2 protein-coding genes (1 of these 2 cut by a window edge) are annotated in these 19,799 nt (G+C 69.6%); both read left to right on the forward strand.

What is annotated here, in order from left to right; all coding sequences use genetic code 11:
* Nucleotides 1-18,798 carry the end of a non-ribosomal peptide synthase/polyketide synthase gene (locus tag ACAM49_RS03800; RefSeq protein WP_369634050.1) on the forward strand. The gene continues 24,903 nt to the left of window position 1, outside the view, so 18,798 of the gene's 43,701 nt are visible here — the last part of the coding sequence; its start codon lies beyond the left edge, outside the window; its stop codon occupies nucleotides 18,796-18,798.
* Nucleotides 18,799-18,971: 173 nt separating this feature from the next.
* Nucleotides 18,972-19,799 (forward strand): family 1 glycosylhydrolase (locus tag ACAM49_RS03805; protein WP_369634051.1); only part of this gene is annotated, 828 nt, incomplete at its 3' end.

Consider the following 19,799-nt stretch of genomic DNA (forward strand, 5'->3'; position numbering starts at 1 on the left):
GCCGACCTGCCCTTCGAGCGCCTGGTGGAGATCCTCAACCCGGCCCGCTCGCAGGCGCGGCACCCGCTGTTCCAGGTCATGCTGTCGTTCCAGAACACCGGCGTCACCGAACTGGAACTGCCGGGCCTGACCGTCAGCGGTGTCGATCTGCCGCTCGACACGGCCAAGTTCGACCTCCAGTTGGTCCTGACCGAGCAGCAGGGCGCGAGTGATGTGTCCGGCAACGGCCACGGTCCCGCCCTGTCCGGCATGACCGCCGAGCTGATCTACGCCACCGACCTGTTCGACGCGGCCACCATGGCGCGCTTCGCCGAGCGGTTCAACCTGCTGCTGAAGGCCATTGCCGCGCAGCCGGATCGGGCCGTCGGCGATCTCGGGATGCTGGTTTCGGGCGAGCGTTCCCGCGTGCTGCTCGACTGGAACCAGACCACGGTGGACTACGAGCCCACCGAAACCCTGGTCGCGCAGTTCGAGGCCCAGGCCGCGGCCACCCCGGACGCGACCGCGGTCAGCTTCGAGGGGACGAGTCTGTCCTACGGCGAGTTCGCCGCCCGCGTGAACAAGCTGGCGCGTCGCCTCATCGAGGCGGGCGTCGGCCCGGAATCCCTGGTCGCCCTGCACATCCGGCGTTCCATCGACTTCGTGGCCGCCGCCTACGCGGTGGTCACCGCCGGTGGCGCGTACGTGCCGGTGGATCCGGACCAGCCCGCCGAGCGCATCGGCCACGTGCTCGATACGGCGAACCCGGTGTGCGTGCTGACCACCTCGAGCTCGCGTTTCGAGGCCGAGGGCTACTCGATTCTCGAGGTCGACACCATCGACCTGTCGGAGTACTCGGCCGATCCGATCGTGGATGCCGACCGCGTGGCTCCGCTGCACCCGCAGCACCCGGCGTACGTCATCTTCACCTCCGGCTCGACCGGAAAGCCCAAGGGCGTCAGCGTCTCCCACGCCGCCATCGTCAACCAGGTCGACTGGATGCAGGCGGAGTACCAGCTGACGGCCGAGGACATCTACCTGCAGAAGACGCCCAGCACCTTCGACGTGTCGCTGTGGGGCTACTTCATGCCGCTGCGCGTCGGCGCGGAGCTGCTGCTGGCCACCCCGGACGGGCATCGCGATCCCGCGTACCTGACCGACCTCATCGAGCAGCGCGGCGTCACGGTCACCGACTTCGTGCCGTCGATGCTGAGTGTGTTTGCCGCGCAGGGTGATCCGGAGCGGCTGCGCAGCGCGCTGCGGACGCTTCGCCAGGTGTACGTGATCGGTGAGGCCCTGCCCGCCGAGACCGTGCGCGCCTTCGGCGAGGTGAGCGCAGCCGAGCTGCACAACCTGTACGGACCCACCGAGGCCGCGGTGTCCATCACCTACCGCGACGTCACCGGTGAGGTCGACCGCATCGTCATGCCGATCGGCCGCCCCGAGTGGAACAGCCGTGTCTACGTGCTGGATTCGCGCCTGCACCCGACCCCGCCGGGTGTCGCGGGTGAGCTGTACCTGGCCGGTGTCCAGCTGGCCCGCGGCTACGTCGCGCGCCCGGACCTCACCTCGGACCGCTTCGTCGCCAACCCGTTCGACGCGCCCGGTGAGCGCATGTACCGCACCGGTGACCTCGTGCGCTGGGACGACAGCGGCGACACCGCCGAACTGGTCTACCTGGGCCGCACCGACTTCCAGGTGAAGTTCCGCGGCCAGCGCATCGAACTCGGCGAGATCGAGGCCGCGCTCACCGCGCACCCGTCGGTCAGCCAGTCCGTGGTCGTCCTGCACACCGCCGAGCACACCGGCGACATGCTGGCCGCCTACGTGGTGCCCGCCGCCGGCCCGATCGACCAGGAGGCGCTGCGGGCGCACCTGGCCGACCGACTGCCGTCCTACATGGTCCCGGCCGCGCTGGTGGAGCTGGAAGCCTTCCCGCTCAACACCTCCGGCAAGTTGGACCGCAAGGCGCTGCCCGCGCCGACCTTCGAGACGCGGGAATTCCGCGCCCCGGTGTCCTCGGCCGAGCAGACCGTCGCGGCCGTCTTCACCGAGGTCCTCGGCCTCGAGCACCCGGTCGGCCTGGACGACGACTTCTTCGCCCTGGGCGGCAACTCGCTGGTCGCCACCCAGGTGGCCGCCCGCCTCGGCGCGGCCCTCGACACCCGCATCCCGGTCCGCACCCTGTTCGAGGCGCCGACCGTGGCCGCCCTCGCCGCCCGCGTGGACGCGCAGGCCGGTACGGGTGCGCGTGCCGAACTGGTGGCCCAGCAGCGGCCGGACGAGATTCCGCTGTCGCTGGCCCAGCAGCGCATGTGGTTCCTCAACCGCTTCGACACCGCCTCGGCCGTCAACAACATCCCGCTGGCCGTCCGCCTCACCGGCGACCTGGACACGGATGCCCTGCTGGCCGCCGTCCGCGATGTGCTCGAGCGCCACGAGGTGCTGCGCACCGTCTACCCGGAGAACGCGGAAGGCCGTGGCGTGCAGGTGATCCTGCCCGCCGACCAGGTCCACCTGGACGCCGCCGCGATCGACGTTCCGGAGGCGGAGCTGCGTGATCGCGTCGCCGAGCTGGTGCTGACCGGCTTCGACGTAACCGTCGCACCGCCGGTGCGCGCGGCTCTGTTCCGCGTCGCCGACGCTGAACAGCCCACCTACGTCCTGGTTTTCGTGGTCCACCACATCTCCGGTGACGGCTGGTCGGTGCGCCCGCTGGCCCGCGACGTCATGGTCGCCTACGCCTCACGCGCCAATGGCGAAGCGCCGCAGTGGGCGCCGCTGCCGGTGCAGTACGCCGACTTCGCGCTGTGGCAGCGCGAGACCCTCGGCGACGAGGACGACGCCGACTCCCGGATCGCGCAGCAGGTCTCCTACTGGAGCAACGCGCTGGCCGGACTGCCCGACCAGATCGACCTGCCCGCGGACCGCCCGCGCCTGGCCGTCGCCTCCAATGCCGGTGGGGTGCACGAGTTCTCGATCGACGCCGAGCTGCTGACCGGGCTCAACGCCCTGGCCCGCGAGCACGGGGCCTCGCTGTTCATGGTCGTGCACGCGGCCTTCGCGGCACTGCTGGCACGCCTGTCCAACGGCGACGACATCGCCATCGGCACCGCGGTCGCCGGTCGTGGCGAGCAGGAGCTCGACGACGCCATCGGCATGTTCGTCAACACCCTGGTGCTGCGCACGGCCGTCGACTCGGGCGAGAAGTTCACCGAACTGCTGGCCCGCACCAAGGACACTGACCTGGCCGCCTTCGGCCACGCCGACCTGCCCTTCGAGCGCCTGGTGGAGATCCTCAACCCGGCCCGCTCGCAGGCCCGGCACCCGCTGTTCCAGGTCATGCTGTCGTTCCAGAACACCGGCGCGGCCAGCTTCACGCTGCCCGGCCTGGAAGTCGCCGGCGTGCCGCTGGACGTGCTCACCGCCAAGTTCGACCTGCACCTCAACCTCACCGAACGCGCGGACGGCAGCGGCATGCTCGCCGAATTCGCCTACGCCACCGACATCTTCGACGCGGACACCGTCGAGGGATTCGGCGAGCGCCTGGTGCGGATGCTGTCGGCCGTGGTCGCGACCCCGACCGCGCTGGTCGGCGATATCGAGCTGCTGAACGCCGCCGAGCGCCGCCAGGTGCTGCGCGGCTGGAACGCCACCGAGTACGACGTCAAGCGGGTCGCGCTGGGCGGCAAGAAGATCGACGCCGAGGTCACCCTGGCGTCCATGTTCGAGGCCCAGGCCAAGCAGACCCCCGACCTCACCGCGCTGGTGTTCGAGGGTGAGAGCCTGACCTACGGCGAGTTCGCTTCCCGCGCGCATCGACTGGCCCGCCACCTCATCGCCGAGGGCGTCGGCCCGGATTCGTATGTTGCCCTGGGCATGCGGCGCTCCTTCGAGCTGCTGGTCGGCATGTACGCGGTCACCCTCGCCGGTGGCGCGTACGTGCCGCTGGACCCGGACCACCCGGCCGAGCGCAACCAGTACGTGCTCGACATCGCGCAGCCCGTCTGCGTGCTCAGCACCGTCCGTGACGGCTTCGAAACCGCCACGCGCACACTGCTGATCGACGAGCTGGACGTGTCCGGCTACTCCGATGCCCCGATCACCGACGCCGATCGCGTCGCCCCGCTGCGCGGCGACAACACCGCGTACGTGATCTTCACGTCGGGCTCGACCGGCCGCCCGAAGGGCGTGGGCGTCACCCACAGCGCCATCGTCAACCGTCTCGTCTGGATGCAGACCGAATACGGGCTGTTCGACGACGACGTGGTGCTGCAGAAGACCCCCGCCACCTTCGACGTGTCGGTGTGGGAGTTCTTCTGGCCCTTGCAGATCGGCGCCAGCCTGGTCATCGCCAAGCCGGACGGCCACCGCGACCCGGGCTACCTGGCCGAGCTCATCATCGAGACCGGTGTCACCACCGCGCACTTCGTGCCCTCGATGATGTCGGTGTTCGTGGCCGAGGAGAAGGCCGCCGAGTGCACCTCGCTGCACCAGGTGTTCGCCTCCGGTGAGGCGCTGCCCGCGCCGACCGCGCAGAAGCTGCGCGAACTCACCGGCGCCCGCCTGCACAACCTGTACGGCCCCACCGAAGCCGCCGTCGACGTCACCTACCACGAGGTCGAGGACACCGACACGCTGTCGGTGCCGATCGGCGCGCCGGTCTTCAACACCCGTGTCTACGTGCTGGATTCGCGTCTGCACCCGGTCGCCCCGGGTGTCGCGGGTGAGCTGTACCTGTCCGGCGTCCAGCTGGCCCGCGGCTATGTCGCGCGCCCGGACCTGACCGCCGATCGCTTCGTCGCCGATCCGTTCCACGACGGCGAGCGCATGTACCGCACCGGCGACCTGGTCAAGTGGACCGGCTGCGGCGAGCTGGAATACCTGGGCCGCACCGACTTCCAGGTCAAGCTGCGCGGTCTGCGCATCGAGCTCGGCGAGATCGAAGCCGCGCTCACCGCCATCGACGCCATCGCCCAGTCGGTGGTCGTGGTCCGCTCCGACGAGCGCCTCGGCGAGCAGCTGGTCGGCTACCTGGTCCCGACCGTGGGCCACACCGTCGACCTCGAGGCCGTGCGCACCGAACTGCAGGACGGCCTGCCCGGCTACATGGTGCCGACCGCCTACGTGGTGCTGGACGCCTTCCCGCTCAACGCCTCCGGCAAGCTGGACCGCAAGCAGCTGCCCGCGCCGGTGTTCGAGGCCAAGGTCTTCCGCGCCCCGTCCACCCCGATCGAGGAGATCGTGGCGGGCACCTTCTCCGACGTCCTCGGCGTCGGCCGGGTCGGCCTCGACGACGACTTCTTCGAACTCGGCGGCAACTCGCTGATCGCCACCCAGGTCACCGCCCGCCTCGGCGCGGCCCTCGACACCCAGCTCGCGGTGCGCGACCTGTTCGAGGCGTCCACCGTGGCGGCGCTGGCCACCCGGGTGGAGCGCAATGCCGGATCCGGTGCGCGCCCGCGCCTGGTCGCCGCCGAGCGGCCCGCGCACGTGCCGCTGTCCCCGGCGCAGCAGCGCTACTGGTTCCTCAACCAGTTCGACACCAGCATCTCCGCGGTCGACAACATTCCGCTGGCCGTCCGCTTCACCGGCGCACTGGACCTGTACGCCATGCGGCAGGCCATCGGCGACGTCATCGCCCGCCACGAGATCATGCGCACGGTCTACCCGCGGTCGGCCGAGGGCCCGCACCAGGTGATCCTGCCCGCCGCGCAGATCGACCTGACGCTGGTGCCGGAGGAGGTGACCGAGGCCGAACTCCTCGGCAAGGTCATCGAATTCGCCATGACCACCTTCGACGTCACCGTCGAGGTGCCGCTGGCGGTCAAGCTCTTCCACATCTCCGACAGCGAGACCACCCAGCACGTGCTGGCCTTCACCGTCCACCACGTCTCCGCCGACGGCTCCTCCATGGGCCCGATGGCGCGCGACATCATGGCCGCCTACCTGGCGCGCGTGAACGGCGATGTGCCGCAATGGGCTCCGCTGCCGGTGCAGTACGCCGACTACGCGCTGTGGCAGCGCGAGGTGCTCGGCTCCGAGGACGATCCGGAATCCCTCGCCGCCAAGCAGGTCGCCTACTGGAAGCGCGCCCTGGCCGGTCTGCCCGACCAGCTCGAGCTGCCCACCGACCGCCCGGCGCCCCCGGCGCAGTCCTTCCACGGCAAGGCGCTGCGCTTCAATATCGACGCCGAACGCCACGGCAAGCTGCACGAACTGGCGCGGGCCAACAACGCGTCGCTGTTCATGGTCGTCCACGCCGCTCTCGCGGTGCTGCTGGCGCGGCTCTCGGGCACCGACGACATCGCGGTCGGCACCCCGATCGCGGGCCGCGGTGAACGCGAACTCGACGATCTGATCGGCATGTTCGTCAACACCCTGGTGTTCCGCACCCAGGTGGACGGCGACGCCCGCTTCGCCGACCTGCTCTCCGAGGTCCGCGAACGCGACCTGGAGGCCTTCGCCAACGCCGACGTGCCGTTCGAGCGACTGGTCGAGGTGCTCAACCCGGTCCGCTCCACCGCGCGCAACCCGCTGTTCCAGGTCGGCCTCTCGTTCCAGAACCTGGCCGAGACCGCCTTCGAACTGCCGGGCCTGCACGTGGCCGCGGTCGAATTCGAATCGCAGCTGGCCAAGACCAGCCTGCAGGTCACGCTCTACGACCGGTACACCGAGGACGGCACCCCCGCCGAGATCTTCACCGAATTCGGTTACGCCACCGACCTGTTCGACGAACCGACGGTGCGCTCCTTCGCCGACCGGTTCGTGCGGATCCTCGACGCCATCACGGCCGATCCGACCGTCGCCGTCGGCGACATCGACCTGCTCGACGCGGACGAGAACACGCGAATCCTGAAGCGGTGGAACAGCACCGAGCAGGACATCGACGCGGTGTTCCCGGGCGCGGGCGAGGCGACCCTGGTGTCGCTGCTCGACAAGTCCGTGGCCGAGGACCCGAAGGCCGTGGCCATCGTCACCGACACCCCCGACGGGACCGAGTCGCTGACCTACGCCGAGCTCGACGCCCGCGTCAACCGGCTCGCCCGCGAGCTCATCGCGCGCGGCATCGGCGCGGAAGACCGTGTGGCGCTGGCTATTCGCCGCTCCACCGAACTGGTCGTGGCCATGTACGCGGTGGCCAAGTCCGGTGCCGCCTACGTGCCGATCGATCCGGATCAGCCCGCCGAGCGCGTCGGCTACATCCTGGAGACCTCGGCGCCCAAGGCCGTACTCACCACGGCGGCGGTCGGTTTCGAGACCGAGTTGGCCGACGTGCTGCGCATCGACGAGCTGGACCTGTCCGGTCACTCGGACAAGCCGATCGCCGACGGCGAACGGGTGCGCGCGCTGACCGCCGCGAACACCGCGTACGTCATCTTCACCTCGGGTTCCACCGGTCGCCCCAAGGGTGTGGCGCTGCCGCACGGTGCGGTCGTGAACCAGTTGCTGTGGAAGGTCACCGAATTCGGGCTCGATCCGGCGGATGCGGTGCTGCTCAAGACCGCCGCCACCTTCGACCTCTCGGTGTGGGAGTTCTGGTCCGGTGTGGCCTGCGGTGGCCGCCTGGTCATCGCCGCGCCCGACGGGCACAAGGATCCGGCGTACCTCAACGAGCTGATGGCCCGCGAATGGGTGACCACCCTGCACGTGGTGCCGTCCATGCTGGACGCGCTGCTCACCAACGGCCTGCCGGACTCGCTGTGGCGGATCCTGGCCATCGGTGAGGCGCTGCCCGGGCCGCTGGCGCAGCGGGTGCTGCGCGAGCACCCGCGCACCGAGCTGTTCAACCTGTACGGCCCGACCGAGGCCGCGGTTTCCATCACCAACCACCGGGTCACCGAACGCGACGAGCTGTCGGTGTCCATCGGCTCGCCCGAATGGAACTCCCAGGTGTACGTGCTGGATTCGCGCCTGCGGCCGGTGCCGGTGGGCGTGTCCGGCGAGCTGTACCTGGCCGGTGCGCAGCTGGCCCGCGGCTACTTCGGCCGCCCGGACCTGACCTCGGACCGGTTCGTGGCGAACCCGTTCGCGGACAACGGTTCCCGCATGTACCGCACCGGCGACCTGGTGGCCTGGCAGGCCAACGGCGAGCTGGAGTACCGGGGCCGCACCGACTTCCAGGTGAAGATCCGCGGCTTCCGCATCGAGCTCGGCGATATCGAATCGGCGCTGCTGCGCCTGGACGCCGTCGCCTCCGCGGCCGTGGTGGCCCACACCGATCCGGTGCTGGGCGACCGCCTGGTGGCCTACGTGGTCGGCACCGACGGCGAACCCGACAAGCGCGAACTGCAGTCGGCGCTGGCCGCCGAACTGCCGTCGTACATGATTCCGTCGGTCTTCATGGCGCTGGACGCGTTGCCGCTCAACGCCAACGGCAAGCTGGACCGCAAGGAACTGCCGCAGCCCACCTTCGAGAAGGCGGTCTTCCGCGCACCCGTCAGCCCGATCGAGCAGATCGTGGCGGGCGTGTTCGCCGAGGTGCTGCGCGTGGAGTCCGGGCGCATCGGCCTGGATGACGACTTCTTCCAGTGGGGCGGCAACTCGCTGCTCGCCACCCAGGTGGCCGCGCGCCTCGGCGAGGCGCTCAACACCCGGGTGCCGGTGCGACTGATGTTCGAGGCGTCCACGGTGGCGGCGCTGGCCGCCCGCGTGGAACGCGACGCCGGGGCGGGCCGCAAGGCGCTGACCGCGGTCGCGCGCCCGGACAACATCCCGCTGTCGCTGGCCCAGCAGCGCATGTGGTTCCTCAACCGCTTCGACACCCAGTCCGCGGCCTACAACGTGCCGGTCGCGGTGCGGCTGTCGGGCGCGCTGGACGAGGACGCGCTGCGTGCGGCGATCGCGGATGTGGTTGCCCGCCACGAGATCCTGCGCACCATCTACCCGCAGACCGAGAACGGCGCGGTGCAGGTCATCCTGCCGCCGGCGCAGGCCGTGCCCGAGCTGCAGGTGCGGACGGTGAGCGCCGACGAGGTGGTCGGCGCGGTGGTCGAGCTGACCACCACCTCCTTCGACGTGACCGTCGAGGTACCGATCAAGGTGGCGCTGTTCAAGATCGAGGGCAGCGACGCCGTCGTGGCCACGCCTTCCGAGGCGGCGGCGCATGCGGCGGCCTACACCTTCGATTTCGCGGACACCGAGCCCACCGGCCAGTACCAGGTCGTGGATCCGAACGCCCCGGTGAGCGCGGAATACGTGCTGGCCCTGGTGATTCACCACATCTCCGGTGACGGCTCCTCGGTGGCCCCGCTGACCCGGGACCTGATGACCGCCTACGCGGCGCGTTCCATCAAGCAGAAGCCGGGCTGGGCGCCGCTGGCGGTGCAGTACGCGGACTACTCCATCTGGCAGCGTGAACTGCTCGGTGACGAGAGCGATCCGGAGTCCCTCGCCGCCAAGCAGGTCGCCTACTGGAAGCAGGCCCTCGCCGGGCTGCCGGATCAGCTGGACCTCCCGGCCGACCGGCCGCGTCCGGCGGTGCAGTCCTTCCACGGCGGCAAGATCGACATCCGCATCGATGCCGAATTGCACACGGCGCTGGTCGAATTGGCCCGCACCGAGGGTGCGACGCTGTTCATGGTCGTGCACACCGCGCTCGCGGTGCTGCTGTCGCGACTGTCGGGCTCCGACGACATCGCCATCGGTACCCCGATGGCCGGTCGTGGCGAGGCCGTCCTCGACGACCTGATCGGCATGTTCGTCAACACCCTGGTGTTCCGCACGCAGGTCGACGGCGGGCAGCCGTTCGCCGAGCTGCTGGCGCGTCAGCGTGAGACCGACATCCAGGCCTACGCCAACGCGGATGTGCCGTTCGAGCGACTCGTCGAGGTGCTCAACCCGGCGCGCTCCACGGCGCGGCATCCGCTGTTCCAGGTGGGTCTGTCATTCCAGAACCTGACCCGCTCCACCCTGGAACTGCCGGGGTTGACCGTGTCCGGCCTGGATGTGGACACCGAGCTGTCGCAGTTCGACCTGCACCTGATCGTGTCCGACCTGTACTCGGAAGACGGTGCGGCCGAAGGCATCACCGGCATCCTGACCTACGCCACGGACATCTTCGACCGGGAGACCGTGGTCGGATTCGCCGACCGGTTCGTGCACCTGCTGCGCGAGATCGTGGCCGCCCCGCGCACCGCGGTCGGAGCGATCGAGCTGCTGGCCCCGGCCGAGCGGGCCGAGATCCTGGGCGCGCGCAACAACACCGCGCACCAGGTGGATACGGCCGCGACGCTGGTGTCGATGCTCGACGCGACGGTGGCGGCCAAGCCGACCGCCATCGCGCTCATCGGGCCGGACGGCCAGACCCTGACCTACGCCGAACTCGGCGCGCGGGTCAACAGCCTTGCCCGCCACCTGATCTCGCTGGGCGTGGGCCCGGAGGCGCGGGTCGCGCTGGCGCTGCGGCGCTCGGTCGACCTGGTCGTGGGCATGTACGCGGTATCGGTCGCCGGTGGCGCGTACGTGCCGGTGGATCCGGACCAGCCGGCCGAGCGGACCGGGTACATCCTGGAGACCGCCGCACCGGTGTGCGTGCTGACCAATGCCGCCGCCGAGTTCTCGACCGATATCGCTCCGCTGGTGCGGATGGACGAGATCGCGCTCGCCGGTGTGGATTCCGCGCCGGTGACCGATGCCGAGCGGGTCGCGCCGCTGCGGCCGGAGAACACCGCCTACGTCATCTTCACCTCCGGTTCCACCGGCCGCCCGAAGGGTGTGGCGCTGCCGCACGCGGCCATCGCGAACCAGTTGCAGTGGAAGACGGCGGAATTCGGGCTGGGCGCGGATGACGCGGTGCTGCTCAAGACCGCCGCCACCTTCGACCTCTCGGTGTGGGAGTTCTGGTCGGCCGCCGTATCCGGTGGGCGACTGGTGATCGCGGCGCCCGACGGGCACCGGGATCCGGCCTACCTGAACGAGCTCATGGCTCGCGAGCGGGTCACCACGCTGCACGTGGTGCCGTCCATGCTGGACGCGCTGCTCACGGCTTCCGAAGGCACGCTGAACGATTCGCTGCGGCGAGTGCTGGCCATCGGTGAGGCGCTGCCCGCCTCGGTGGCGCAGCGCTTCCGGGCCGCAAACCCGGACGCGTCGCTGTTCAACCTGTACGGCCCGACCGAGGCCGCGGTGTCCATCACCACGCACCTGGTCACCGACGCCGATCAGGGCGCGGTGTCCATCGGTGTGCCGGAATGGAACTCGCGGGTGTACGTCCTCGACGCGCGCCTCAACCCGGTGCCCGACGGCGTCTCCGGTGAGCTCTACCTCGCCGGTGCGCAGCTGGCGCGCGGCTACTTCGCGCAGCCGAACCTGACCGCGGATCGCTTCGTGGCCAACCCGTTCGCGGTCGGCGAGCGCATGTACCGAACCGGTGACCTGGTGGCCTGGTCGGCCGACGGGGAGCTGGAGTACCGGGGCCGCACCGACTTCCAGGTGAAGATCCGCGGCTTCCGCATCGAGCTCGGCGAGATCGAGGCCGCGCTGCTGGCTCTGCCGGAGATCGCGCAGACCGCGGTGCTGGCCAAGCGGGACGAGCGCACCGGTGACCGCCTGGTCGCCTACCTGGTGCCGACCGGCTCGGGTATCGATGTGCCGCTGGTGAAGTCGGCCCTGAACGCGGCGCTGCCGTCGTACATGGTGCCGTCGGCGTTCGTGGTGCTGGACGCCCTGCCGCTCAATGTGAACGGCAAGCTGGACCGCAAGGCGCTGCCCGAGCCCGAGTTCGAGACCACGGCGTTCCGTGCGCCGTCCACCCCGATCGAGGAGATCGTGGCGGGCGTCATCGCGGAGGTCCTCGGTGTCGAGCGCGTGGGCGCGGACGACGACTTCTTCGCGCTCGGCGGCAACTCGCTGCTCGCGACCCAGGTCGCCGCGCGGATCGGTGCGGCGCTGGACGCGCGGGTGCCGGTGCGCGCGGTGTTCGAGGCGTCGACCGTCGCCGGTCTGGCCGCCAAGGTCGAGCAGCACGCCGGTGCGGGGGATCGCAAGGCGCTCACCGCCGTTGAGCGTCCGGCGAACGTGCCGCTGTCGCTGGCGCAGCAGCGCATGTGGTTCCTCAACCAGTTCGATACCGCGTCGGCCGCGTACAACGTGCCCGTGGCGGTGCGCCTGACGGGCGCGCTGGATGTGGAGGCGCTGCGGCAGGCGGTCACCGATGTGATCGGACGCCACGAGACGCTGCGGACCGTGTACCCGCAGGTCGACGGTGCGGCCGCGCAGGTGATCGTGCCGGTGGCACAGGCGATTCCGGATCTGACCCCGGTGGTCGTGTCCGCCGAGTCGGTGACCGAGCGCATCGCCGCTCTGATCACCACCGGTTTCGACGTCACCACCGAGGTGCCGGTGCATGCCGCGCTGTTCCGTGTCGAGGGTGCCGAAGAGATCGAGCACGTGCTCGTCTTCGTCACCCACCACATCGCGGCCGACGGCTGGTCCATGGGCCCGCTCACCCGCGACGTCATGGTGGCCTACGCCTCCCGCGCCGCCGGGGTGCAGCCGAGCTGGGCTCCGCTGCCTGTCCAGTACGCGGACTACTCGCTGTGGCAGCGCGAGGTACTCGGCTCCGAAGACGATCCGACCAGTCTGATCGCCTCGCAGGCCGAATTCTGGCGCACCGCACTGGCGGATCTGCCCGACGAGCTGAACCTGCCCTCGGATCGGCCGCGCCCCAATGCGCAGTCCTTCCGCGGCGGCCGGGTGCTGTTCCCGATCGGCAACGACCTGCACCGCGGACTGCAGCAGATCGCGCGCACCAACAACGCGACCATGTTCATGGTCGTGCACACCGCGCTCGCGGTGTTCCTGGCGCGCCTGTCGGGGACCTCGGACATCGCCATCGGCGCGCCCATCGCGGGCCGCGGCGAGGCCGAGCTGGACAACCTGATCGGCATGTTCGTCAACACCCTGGTGCTGCGCACCGAGGTGAGCGGGCAGGCCGGGTTCACCGAACTGCTGGCTCAGGCCAAGGACAGCGACCTGGCCGCGTTCGCGCACGCGGACATTCCGTTCGAGCGGCTCGTCGAGCTGCTCAACCCGGAACGCTCCACCGCGCGGCACCCGCTGTTCCAGGTGGCGCTGTCGTTCGAGAACCTGCCGGAGAGCTCCTTCGAGCTGCCCGGGCTGCGGGCCTCCGCGGTCGAGTTCGAGAACGAGATCGCCAAGTTCGACCTCATGCTCACGCTCACCGAGGCTCCGGCCGACGCGGACGCGGGCATGTACGCCGAATTCGGTTACGCCCGTGACCTGTTCGACCAGTCGACGGTCGAGGGCTTCGCGGACCGGTTCCTGCGACTGCTCGGCGAGATCGTCGCCGCGCCGCGCAAGGCCGTCGGCGATCTGGAGATCCTGGCCGCCGACGAGCGCGCCGACCTGACCACCCGCACGGGCGGTCCGGCCATCGCGCCGCGGACGCTGCCCGAGCTGCTGGCCGATGCCGTGGCCAATAACCCGCTCGGCGAGGCGGTCGCCTTCGACGGCCAGGCCCTGGGTTACGCCGAGCTGGACGCGGCCTCCTCGCGCCTGGCGCGGGTGCTCATCGAGCGCGGCGCCGGACCGGAAACCCGTGTCGCCGTGGCCATTCGCCGCTCGTTCGAATCGGTGCTGGCCATCTGGGCCGTCGCCAAGTCGGGCGCGGCGTTCGTGCCGGTCGATCCGTCCTACCCGGCGGACCGCATCGCGCACATGGTCAACGACTCCGGGGCGGTGCTCGGCCTGACGGTCGACGCCGAGGTCGAGGGGCTGCCGCCGGTCAAGAGCCTGGCGGGCTGGATCTCGCTCGACGATCCGATGGTGCAGGCCGAAATCGGTTCGCACTCCGCGGAACCCGTCACCGACACCGAGCGCTGGGGCGTCATCCGGCCCGAGCACGTGGCGTACGTGATCTACACGTCCGGCACCACGGGCATGCCGAAGGGCGTCGTGGTCACCCACGCCGGTCTGGCCAACTTCGCGACCGAGCAGATCGTGCGCTACCACCTCGACTCCGGTTCGCGCGCACTGCACTTCGCGTCGCCGTCGTTCGACGCGTCGGTGCTGGAGTACCTGCTCGCCATCGGCGCGGGCGGCACCCTCGTGGTGGTGCCGCCGGGCGTCTACGGCGGCGAGGAACTGGCCGAGGTGATCAAGCGCGAGCGGGCCACGCACGCGTTCATCACTCCGGCGGCGCTGGCGACGCTGGATCCGAAGGGGCTGGATTCGCTGCGGGTGCTGGTCGCCGGTGGTGAAGCCGTTCCGGCCGATCTGGTGGAGAAGTGGGCTATTCCGTTGGAGAACCGCACTGTTCGTGCGTTCCACAACGGTTACGGTCCGACCGAGACCACGATCATGACGAACATCAGCGATGCGCTGACGCCGGGCGATCTGGTCACCATCGGTGGTCCGATCCGCGGTATGCAGGCGCTGATCCTGGATGCGCGACTGCGGCCGGTGCCGGTGGGTGTCGCGGGTGAGCTGTACCTGTCGGGTATCCAGCTGTCCCGCGGCTACCACGACCGGCCGGGCCTGAGCGCCGAGCGGTTCGTCGCGAATCCGTTCGTGGCGGGCGAGCGCATGTACCGCTCCGGTGACGTGGTCCGCTGGACCCTCACCGGCGAGGTGGAATACGTGGGCCGCAACGACTTCCAGGTCAAGGTGCGCGGCTTCCGTATCGAGCTCGGTGAGATCGACGCGGCGCTGGCCTCGCACGAGACCGTGGACTTCGCGGTCACCGTGGGTCACAAGACCGAGGCCGGGGCCACCATCCTGGCGGCCTACGTGCTGCCGGTGGCCGGTCGCTCCATCGACATCGCCGCGCTGACCGAGCATGTCGCGGGTCGACTGCCGGAATACATGGTGCCGACGGCGATTACGGTCCTCGACGCCATCCCGCTGACCCCGGTCGGCAAGCTGGATCGGCGGGCGCTGCCCGAGCCGGTGTTCACCGCGCGCGACTTCCGTGCGCCGGTCACCGAGGTCGAAGCCGCCATCGCCGAGGTGTTCGCCGATGTGCTCGGGGTCGAGCAGGTGGGCGCGGACGACTCGTTCTTCGCGCTCGGCGGTGACTCGATTCTGTCGATTCAGCTGGTCTCGCGGGCGAAGGCGCGCGGCATCGTGTTCTCGCCGCGCGACGTGTTCGAACAGCGGACCGTCGCGGGGCTGGCCGAGGTCGCCAAGCTGGGCGGTGACACCACGACGCAGAAGCTGGCGGAACTGCCGGGCGGCGGGGTCGGCGATATCCCGCTGACGCCGATCATGCACGCGATTCTGTCGAGCGGGTCGTCGTACCAGCGGTTCTCGCAGTCCATGCCGCTGCGTTTGCCGGACGGGATCACCCGCGAGGTGCTCGTCGGTGCCATCTCGGCGCTGTACGACCACCACGATGTGCTGCGGTCGCGTCTGCGCGGGAACGCCACGGAGGGCTTCGAATTCGAGGCGCTGCCGAAGGGCGCCGTCGATGTGGATGCCCTGGTGCACCGGGTCGAGCTGGCCGGGGATGTCTCCGATGAGGAGCTGACCAGGGTCGGCAGCATCGAATTCGATGCCGCACTCGGCCGTTTGGATCCGGCGAATGCGGCCATGGTGCAGTTCGTTTGGTTCGCCTTCGCACCCGAGGGGTCCGACGAGGCGCGCGTCCGCCGCGACGTGCTGCTCATCGTCGCGCACCACATGGTCGTGGACGGCGTGTCCTGGCGCATCCTGATTCCGGACCTGGGTCTGGCGTGGTCGCAGGTGGCGTTCGAGCAGCCGATCGCGCTGCCCGAGACCGGCACCTCCATGCGGCGCTGGGCGCACGCACTGGTCGAGGAGTCGCGTTCGGAGGCTCGGGTCGCGGAGCTGCCGTTCTGGCAGCGGGTCATCGAGACTCCGGATCCGCTGCTCGGGTCGCGCGCCTTCGATCCGAAGGTCGACACCTTCGACACCGTGGAGCGGGTCGAGGTCAGCGTGCCCGCGTCGGTCACCGAGGCCGTGCTCACCTCCGTGCCGGGTCTGTACCGGGGCGGTGTGAACGACGGTCTGCTGTCGGCGCTGGCCATGGCGGTCGCACGCTGGCGCGGGGAGACCGCGGGCGGGTCGGCGCTGATCAAGCTCGAGGGTCACGGCCGCGAAGAGGAAATCGTTGCGGGCGCGGATCTTTCGCGCACGGTCGGCTGGTTCACCGCCGCGTTCCCGGTCCGTTTGGACCTGAACGGCGCGGACCTCAGCGATGCCTTCGAGGGCGGAAACGCCCTGGGCGACATCGTGAAATCGGTCAAGGAGCAGCTGCTGGCGCTGCCCGACAAGGGTCTGGGCTGGGGTCTGCTGCGGCACCTCAACCCCGAAACCTCCACGCAGCTGCGGGATGTCGGCCAGATCAGCTTCAACTACCTGGGCCGGGTCTCCGCGGGCGAGGTGCCCGAGGGCATGGCCGAGCTGGGCTGGGTGCCGGTCGACGATCTGGGCCGCCTCGACGGCGACATGGACGCCGACATGCCCGCCAACGCGACGCTCGACATCAACGCCATCGTCACCGACGGCGAGGACGGGCCGCAGCTGGGCGCGGCGTTCTCCTACCCGAGCGGGCTGCTCGAGCGGGAACGCGTGCAGGAGTTCGCGGATCTGTTCGTGGCGGCGCTGACCGCGCTGGCCGAACACGCCAAGCGGCCCGACGCCGGTGGCTTCACGCCGTCGGATCTGGCGCTGGTCAAGGTCGAGCAGTCCGATATCGAGGTGTGGGAGCAGGCATATCCGGCGCTGTCGGATGTATGGCCGCTCTCGCCGCTGCAGTCGGGTCTGCTGTTCCACGCGATGCTCACCCAGAACACGGTGGATGTCTACACCATTCAGACCGTGCTCGACCTGAGCGGAGTGGTGGACATCGACCGGCTGAAGGTGGCCGCGCAGGCCATCCTCGACCGGTACCCGAGCCTGCGGACCGCGTTCGTCACCGACGCCGACGGTCAGGCTCACCAGGTGGTGCTGGACCGGGTGGAAGCGCCGTTCCGGGTCATCGACCTGACGGATCTGCCCGAGGCCGAACGCAATCCGCGCATGCGGGAGATGATCGAGGCCGATCGCGCCGATCACTTCGATCTGTCGGCGGCTCCGCTCATGCGGTTCAACGTGTTCCGGATCAGCGATGAGCTGGTGCACCTGGTGATCACCACCCACCACATCCTGGTGGACGGCTGGTCGATGCCGCTGCTCATGCGGGATCTGCTGGTGCTGTACGCGGTGCGCGGCGATCTGTCCGCGCTGCCGCGGGTGGCCTCGTTCCGCAACTACCTGGCCTGGCTGGCCGGGCGGAACCGGGACGAGTCGCTCGAGGCATGGAAGCGCGCCCTGGCCGGCGTCAGCGAGCCCACCCAGCTCGCGCCCGCCGCGACCCGGGACGAGACCTACGAGATCGGCCGCCACAGCCTGGAGATCGACGCCGAGCGCACCCGCGCGCTGACCAAGCGCGCCGGGGAGCTCAATGTCACGCTGAACACGCTGATCCAGACCTCCTGGGCGGTGCTGGTCGGACGGCTCACGGGCCGCAGCGACGTGGTGTTCGGCGCGACCGTGTCCGGCCGCCCCGGCGACCTGCCGGGCGTGGAGTCCATGGTGGGTCTGTTCATCAACACGGTGCCGGTGCGCATCCGCGTCGATGACCGGCTGACCATCGCGGGCCTGCTGCAGCGGGTCCAGCGCGATCAGGCCGACCTGCTCGAGCACCACCACATCGGGCTCACCGAGATCCTGCAATTGGCCGGTGCCGGAGCGGAATTCGACACCATGATGGCGTTCGAGTCCTACCCGGTCGACAAGGACGCCATCGCGGCGGCCAGCTCCATCGACGGCATGTCGGTGAGCGGTGTGGGCATCAACGACAACACGCACTACCCGATGTCGCTGGTGATCATGGCGGGCGAGACCATCGACATCAATATGCGCTACCTCGACAGCCGCTTCAGCGCGGACGAGGTCGCCACGCTGGCCGCGCGGTTCACCCGGATTCTGGACGCCCTCCTGGGCGATCCGGATGGGTTGGTCGGTGACATCGACATCCTCGATGCCTCCGAGCGGGCGCGCATCCTCGCCGAAAGCGCCGTCACCCCGGCGGATTCGGCGGCGGAGCCGGCGCGGGTGGGTACCGCCACGGTCGCGAACGTGCTGGCCGAGGTCGTCGAAGAGGATCCGCAGGCTCCGGCGCTGCTGTCCGACGGCCAGGAGATCGCCTACCACGTGCTGGACCGGCGCAGCTCGCAGCTGGCGCGACTGCTCATCGACCGCGGCGCGGGCCCCGGCGATATCGTCGCCGTCGCCCTGCCGCATACGGTCGACGCGGTGGTCGCGGTCTGGGCCATCCAGAAGGCCGGTGCCGCGGCGCTGTTCGCGAACGGGCTGTCGTTCGGTGAGATCCTCGCCGCCGGAGCCGGTTTCGGGATCGCGCAGGAACCGGCCGCCAGCTCGGTGCGCTGGCTGGTGCCCTCGGATCCGAAGGTGCAGGCGGATCTGGCGGCGCGCCCGGCCCACCCGGTGTCCTACACCGACCGGGTCCGGCCGCTGTCGGAAACCGATCCGGCGTTCGTGTACCGCGAGGGCGAGACCTGGGCCACGCTGACCCAGGCCGAGGCGCTCGATCGTGCAGCGAACCTGCGTTCGGAATACGAGCTGGACTACGAATCGACCACGTACACAACCGGTTCCACCGGTCGTGCCGCGATCGACGAGTTCCTGGCCTCGTCCACCGCGGGTGCCCTGTCCGTGCTCCCGGGCGACGATATCGCCGCCGATCTGGAGGACGGCGAGGTCACCCACTGGTTCACCGTCGAGGGTGACCCGGTCGAGGAAGCGGGCGCGGAAATCCGCACCATCGGCTAGACGCGAATCGCCGGTGGCAGACGATCCATCTCGTCTGTCACCGGCGAGTTCGTAATGTGAGGCTCTCGTGCCAAACCACTATCGAGCTGGCATATTTCCGCAATCAATGTCAGCTATCCAGGAGTAAGTAGTCCTTTTCACTCATTTCGAGTGCTGCTCCTGGAGAAGTGCTGATGCGCACTCGATTCCGCTGCGTCGTCGCGTCCTGGCTCGTCGCGGCCGCCACCCTGCTCCTGGTCCCCGCCGCCGCCCGCACCGCCCCCGAAACTCACGGCGGCATACTCGGCGACGGATTCCTCTGGGGCGTGGCCGCTTCCGGCTTCCAATCCGAAGGCCAGTCACCCGACAGCAATTGGACCCGCTATATCGAGGCCAATCCCGCCTGGGACCGCCTCGGCGATTCCGTGGACTTCCGCACCCGATACCGCTCCGACATCACCCTGGCGAAGAACCTGGGCGTCAAGGTATTCCGCATCGGCCTCGAATGGGCCCGCCTACAGCCCCAACCGGACACCTGGGACCCGGCGGCCTTCGCCTACTACGACGACGTAATCTCCGCCATCGAAGCGGCGGGTATGCGCCCCATGCTCACCCTCGACCACTGGGTCTACCCCGGCTGGGAATCCGACCGAGGCGGCTGGTCCAACCCCACCATGGTCACCGACTGGCTCACGAATATGCGCAAGGTCGTAGACCGCTACGCCTCTCACAACCCGATCTGGGTAACCATCAACGAGCCGGTCGCCTACATCATGCACGAACTCCACCAGAACGGCACCAACCCCGACCAAATGCTGGACCGAGTAGCCCAGGCGCACAACACCATCTACGCCTACATCCACCAGGTACAACCAAATGCCTTGGTAACCAGCAACGTCGGCTACGTAGCCGGAGCCGAATCACAAGTAAACGGCCCCCTGATGTCCCGCATCTCCGCCAACCTCGATTTCATCGGCATCGACTACTACTTCGGCTACGAACCCCCACAACTAGCCGCCACC

The sequence above is a fragment of the Nocardia sp. JMUB6875 genome (genome assembly GCF_041154655.1).
Lineage (GTDB): Bacteria > Actinomycetota > Actinomycetes > Mycobacteriales > Mycobacteriaceae > Nocardia.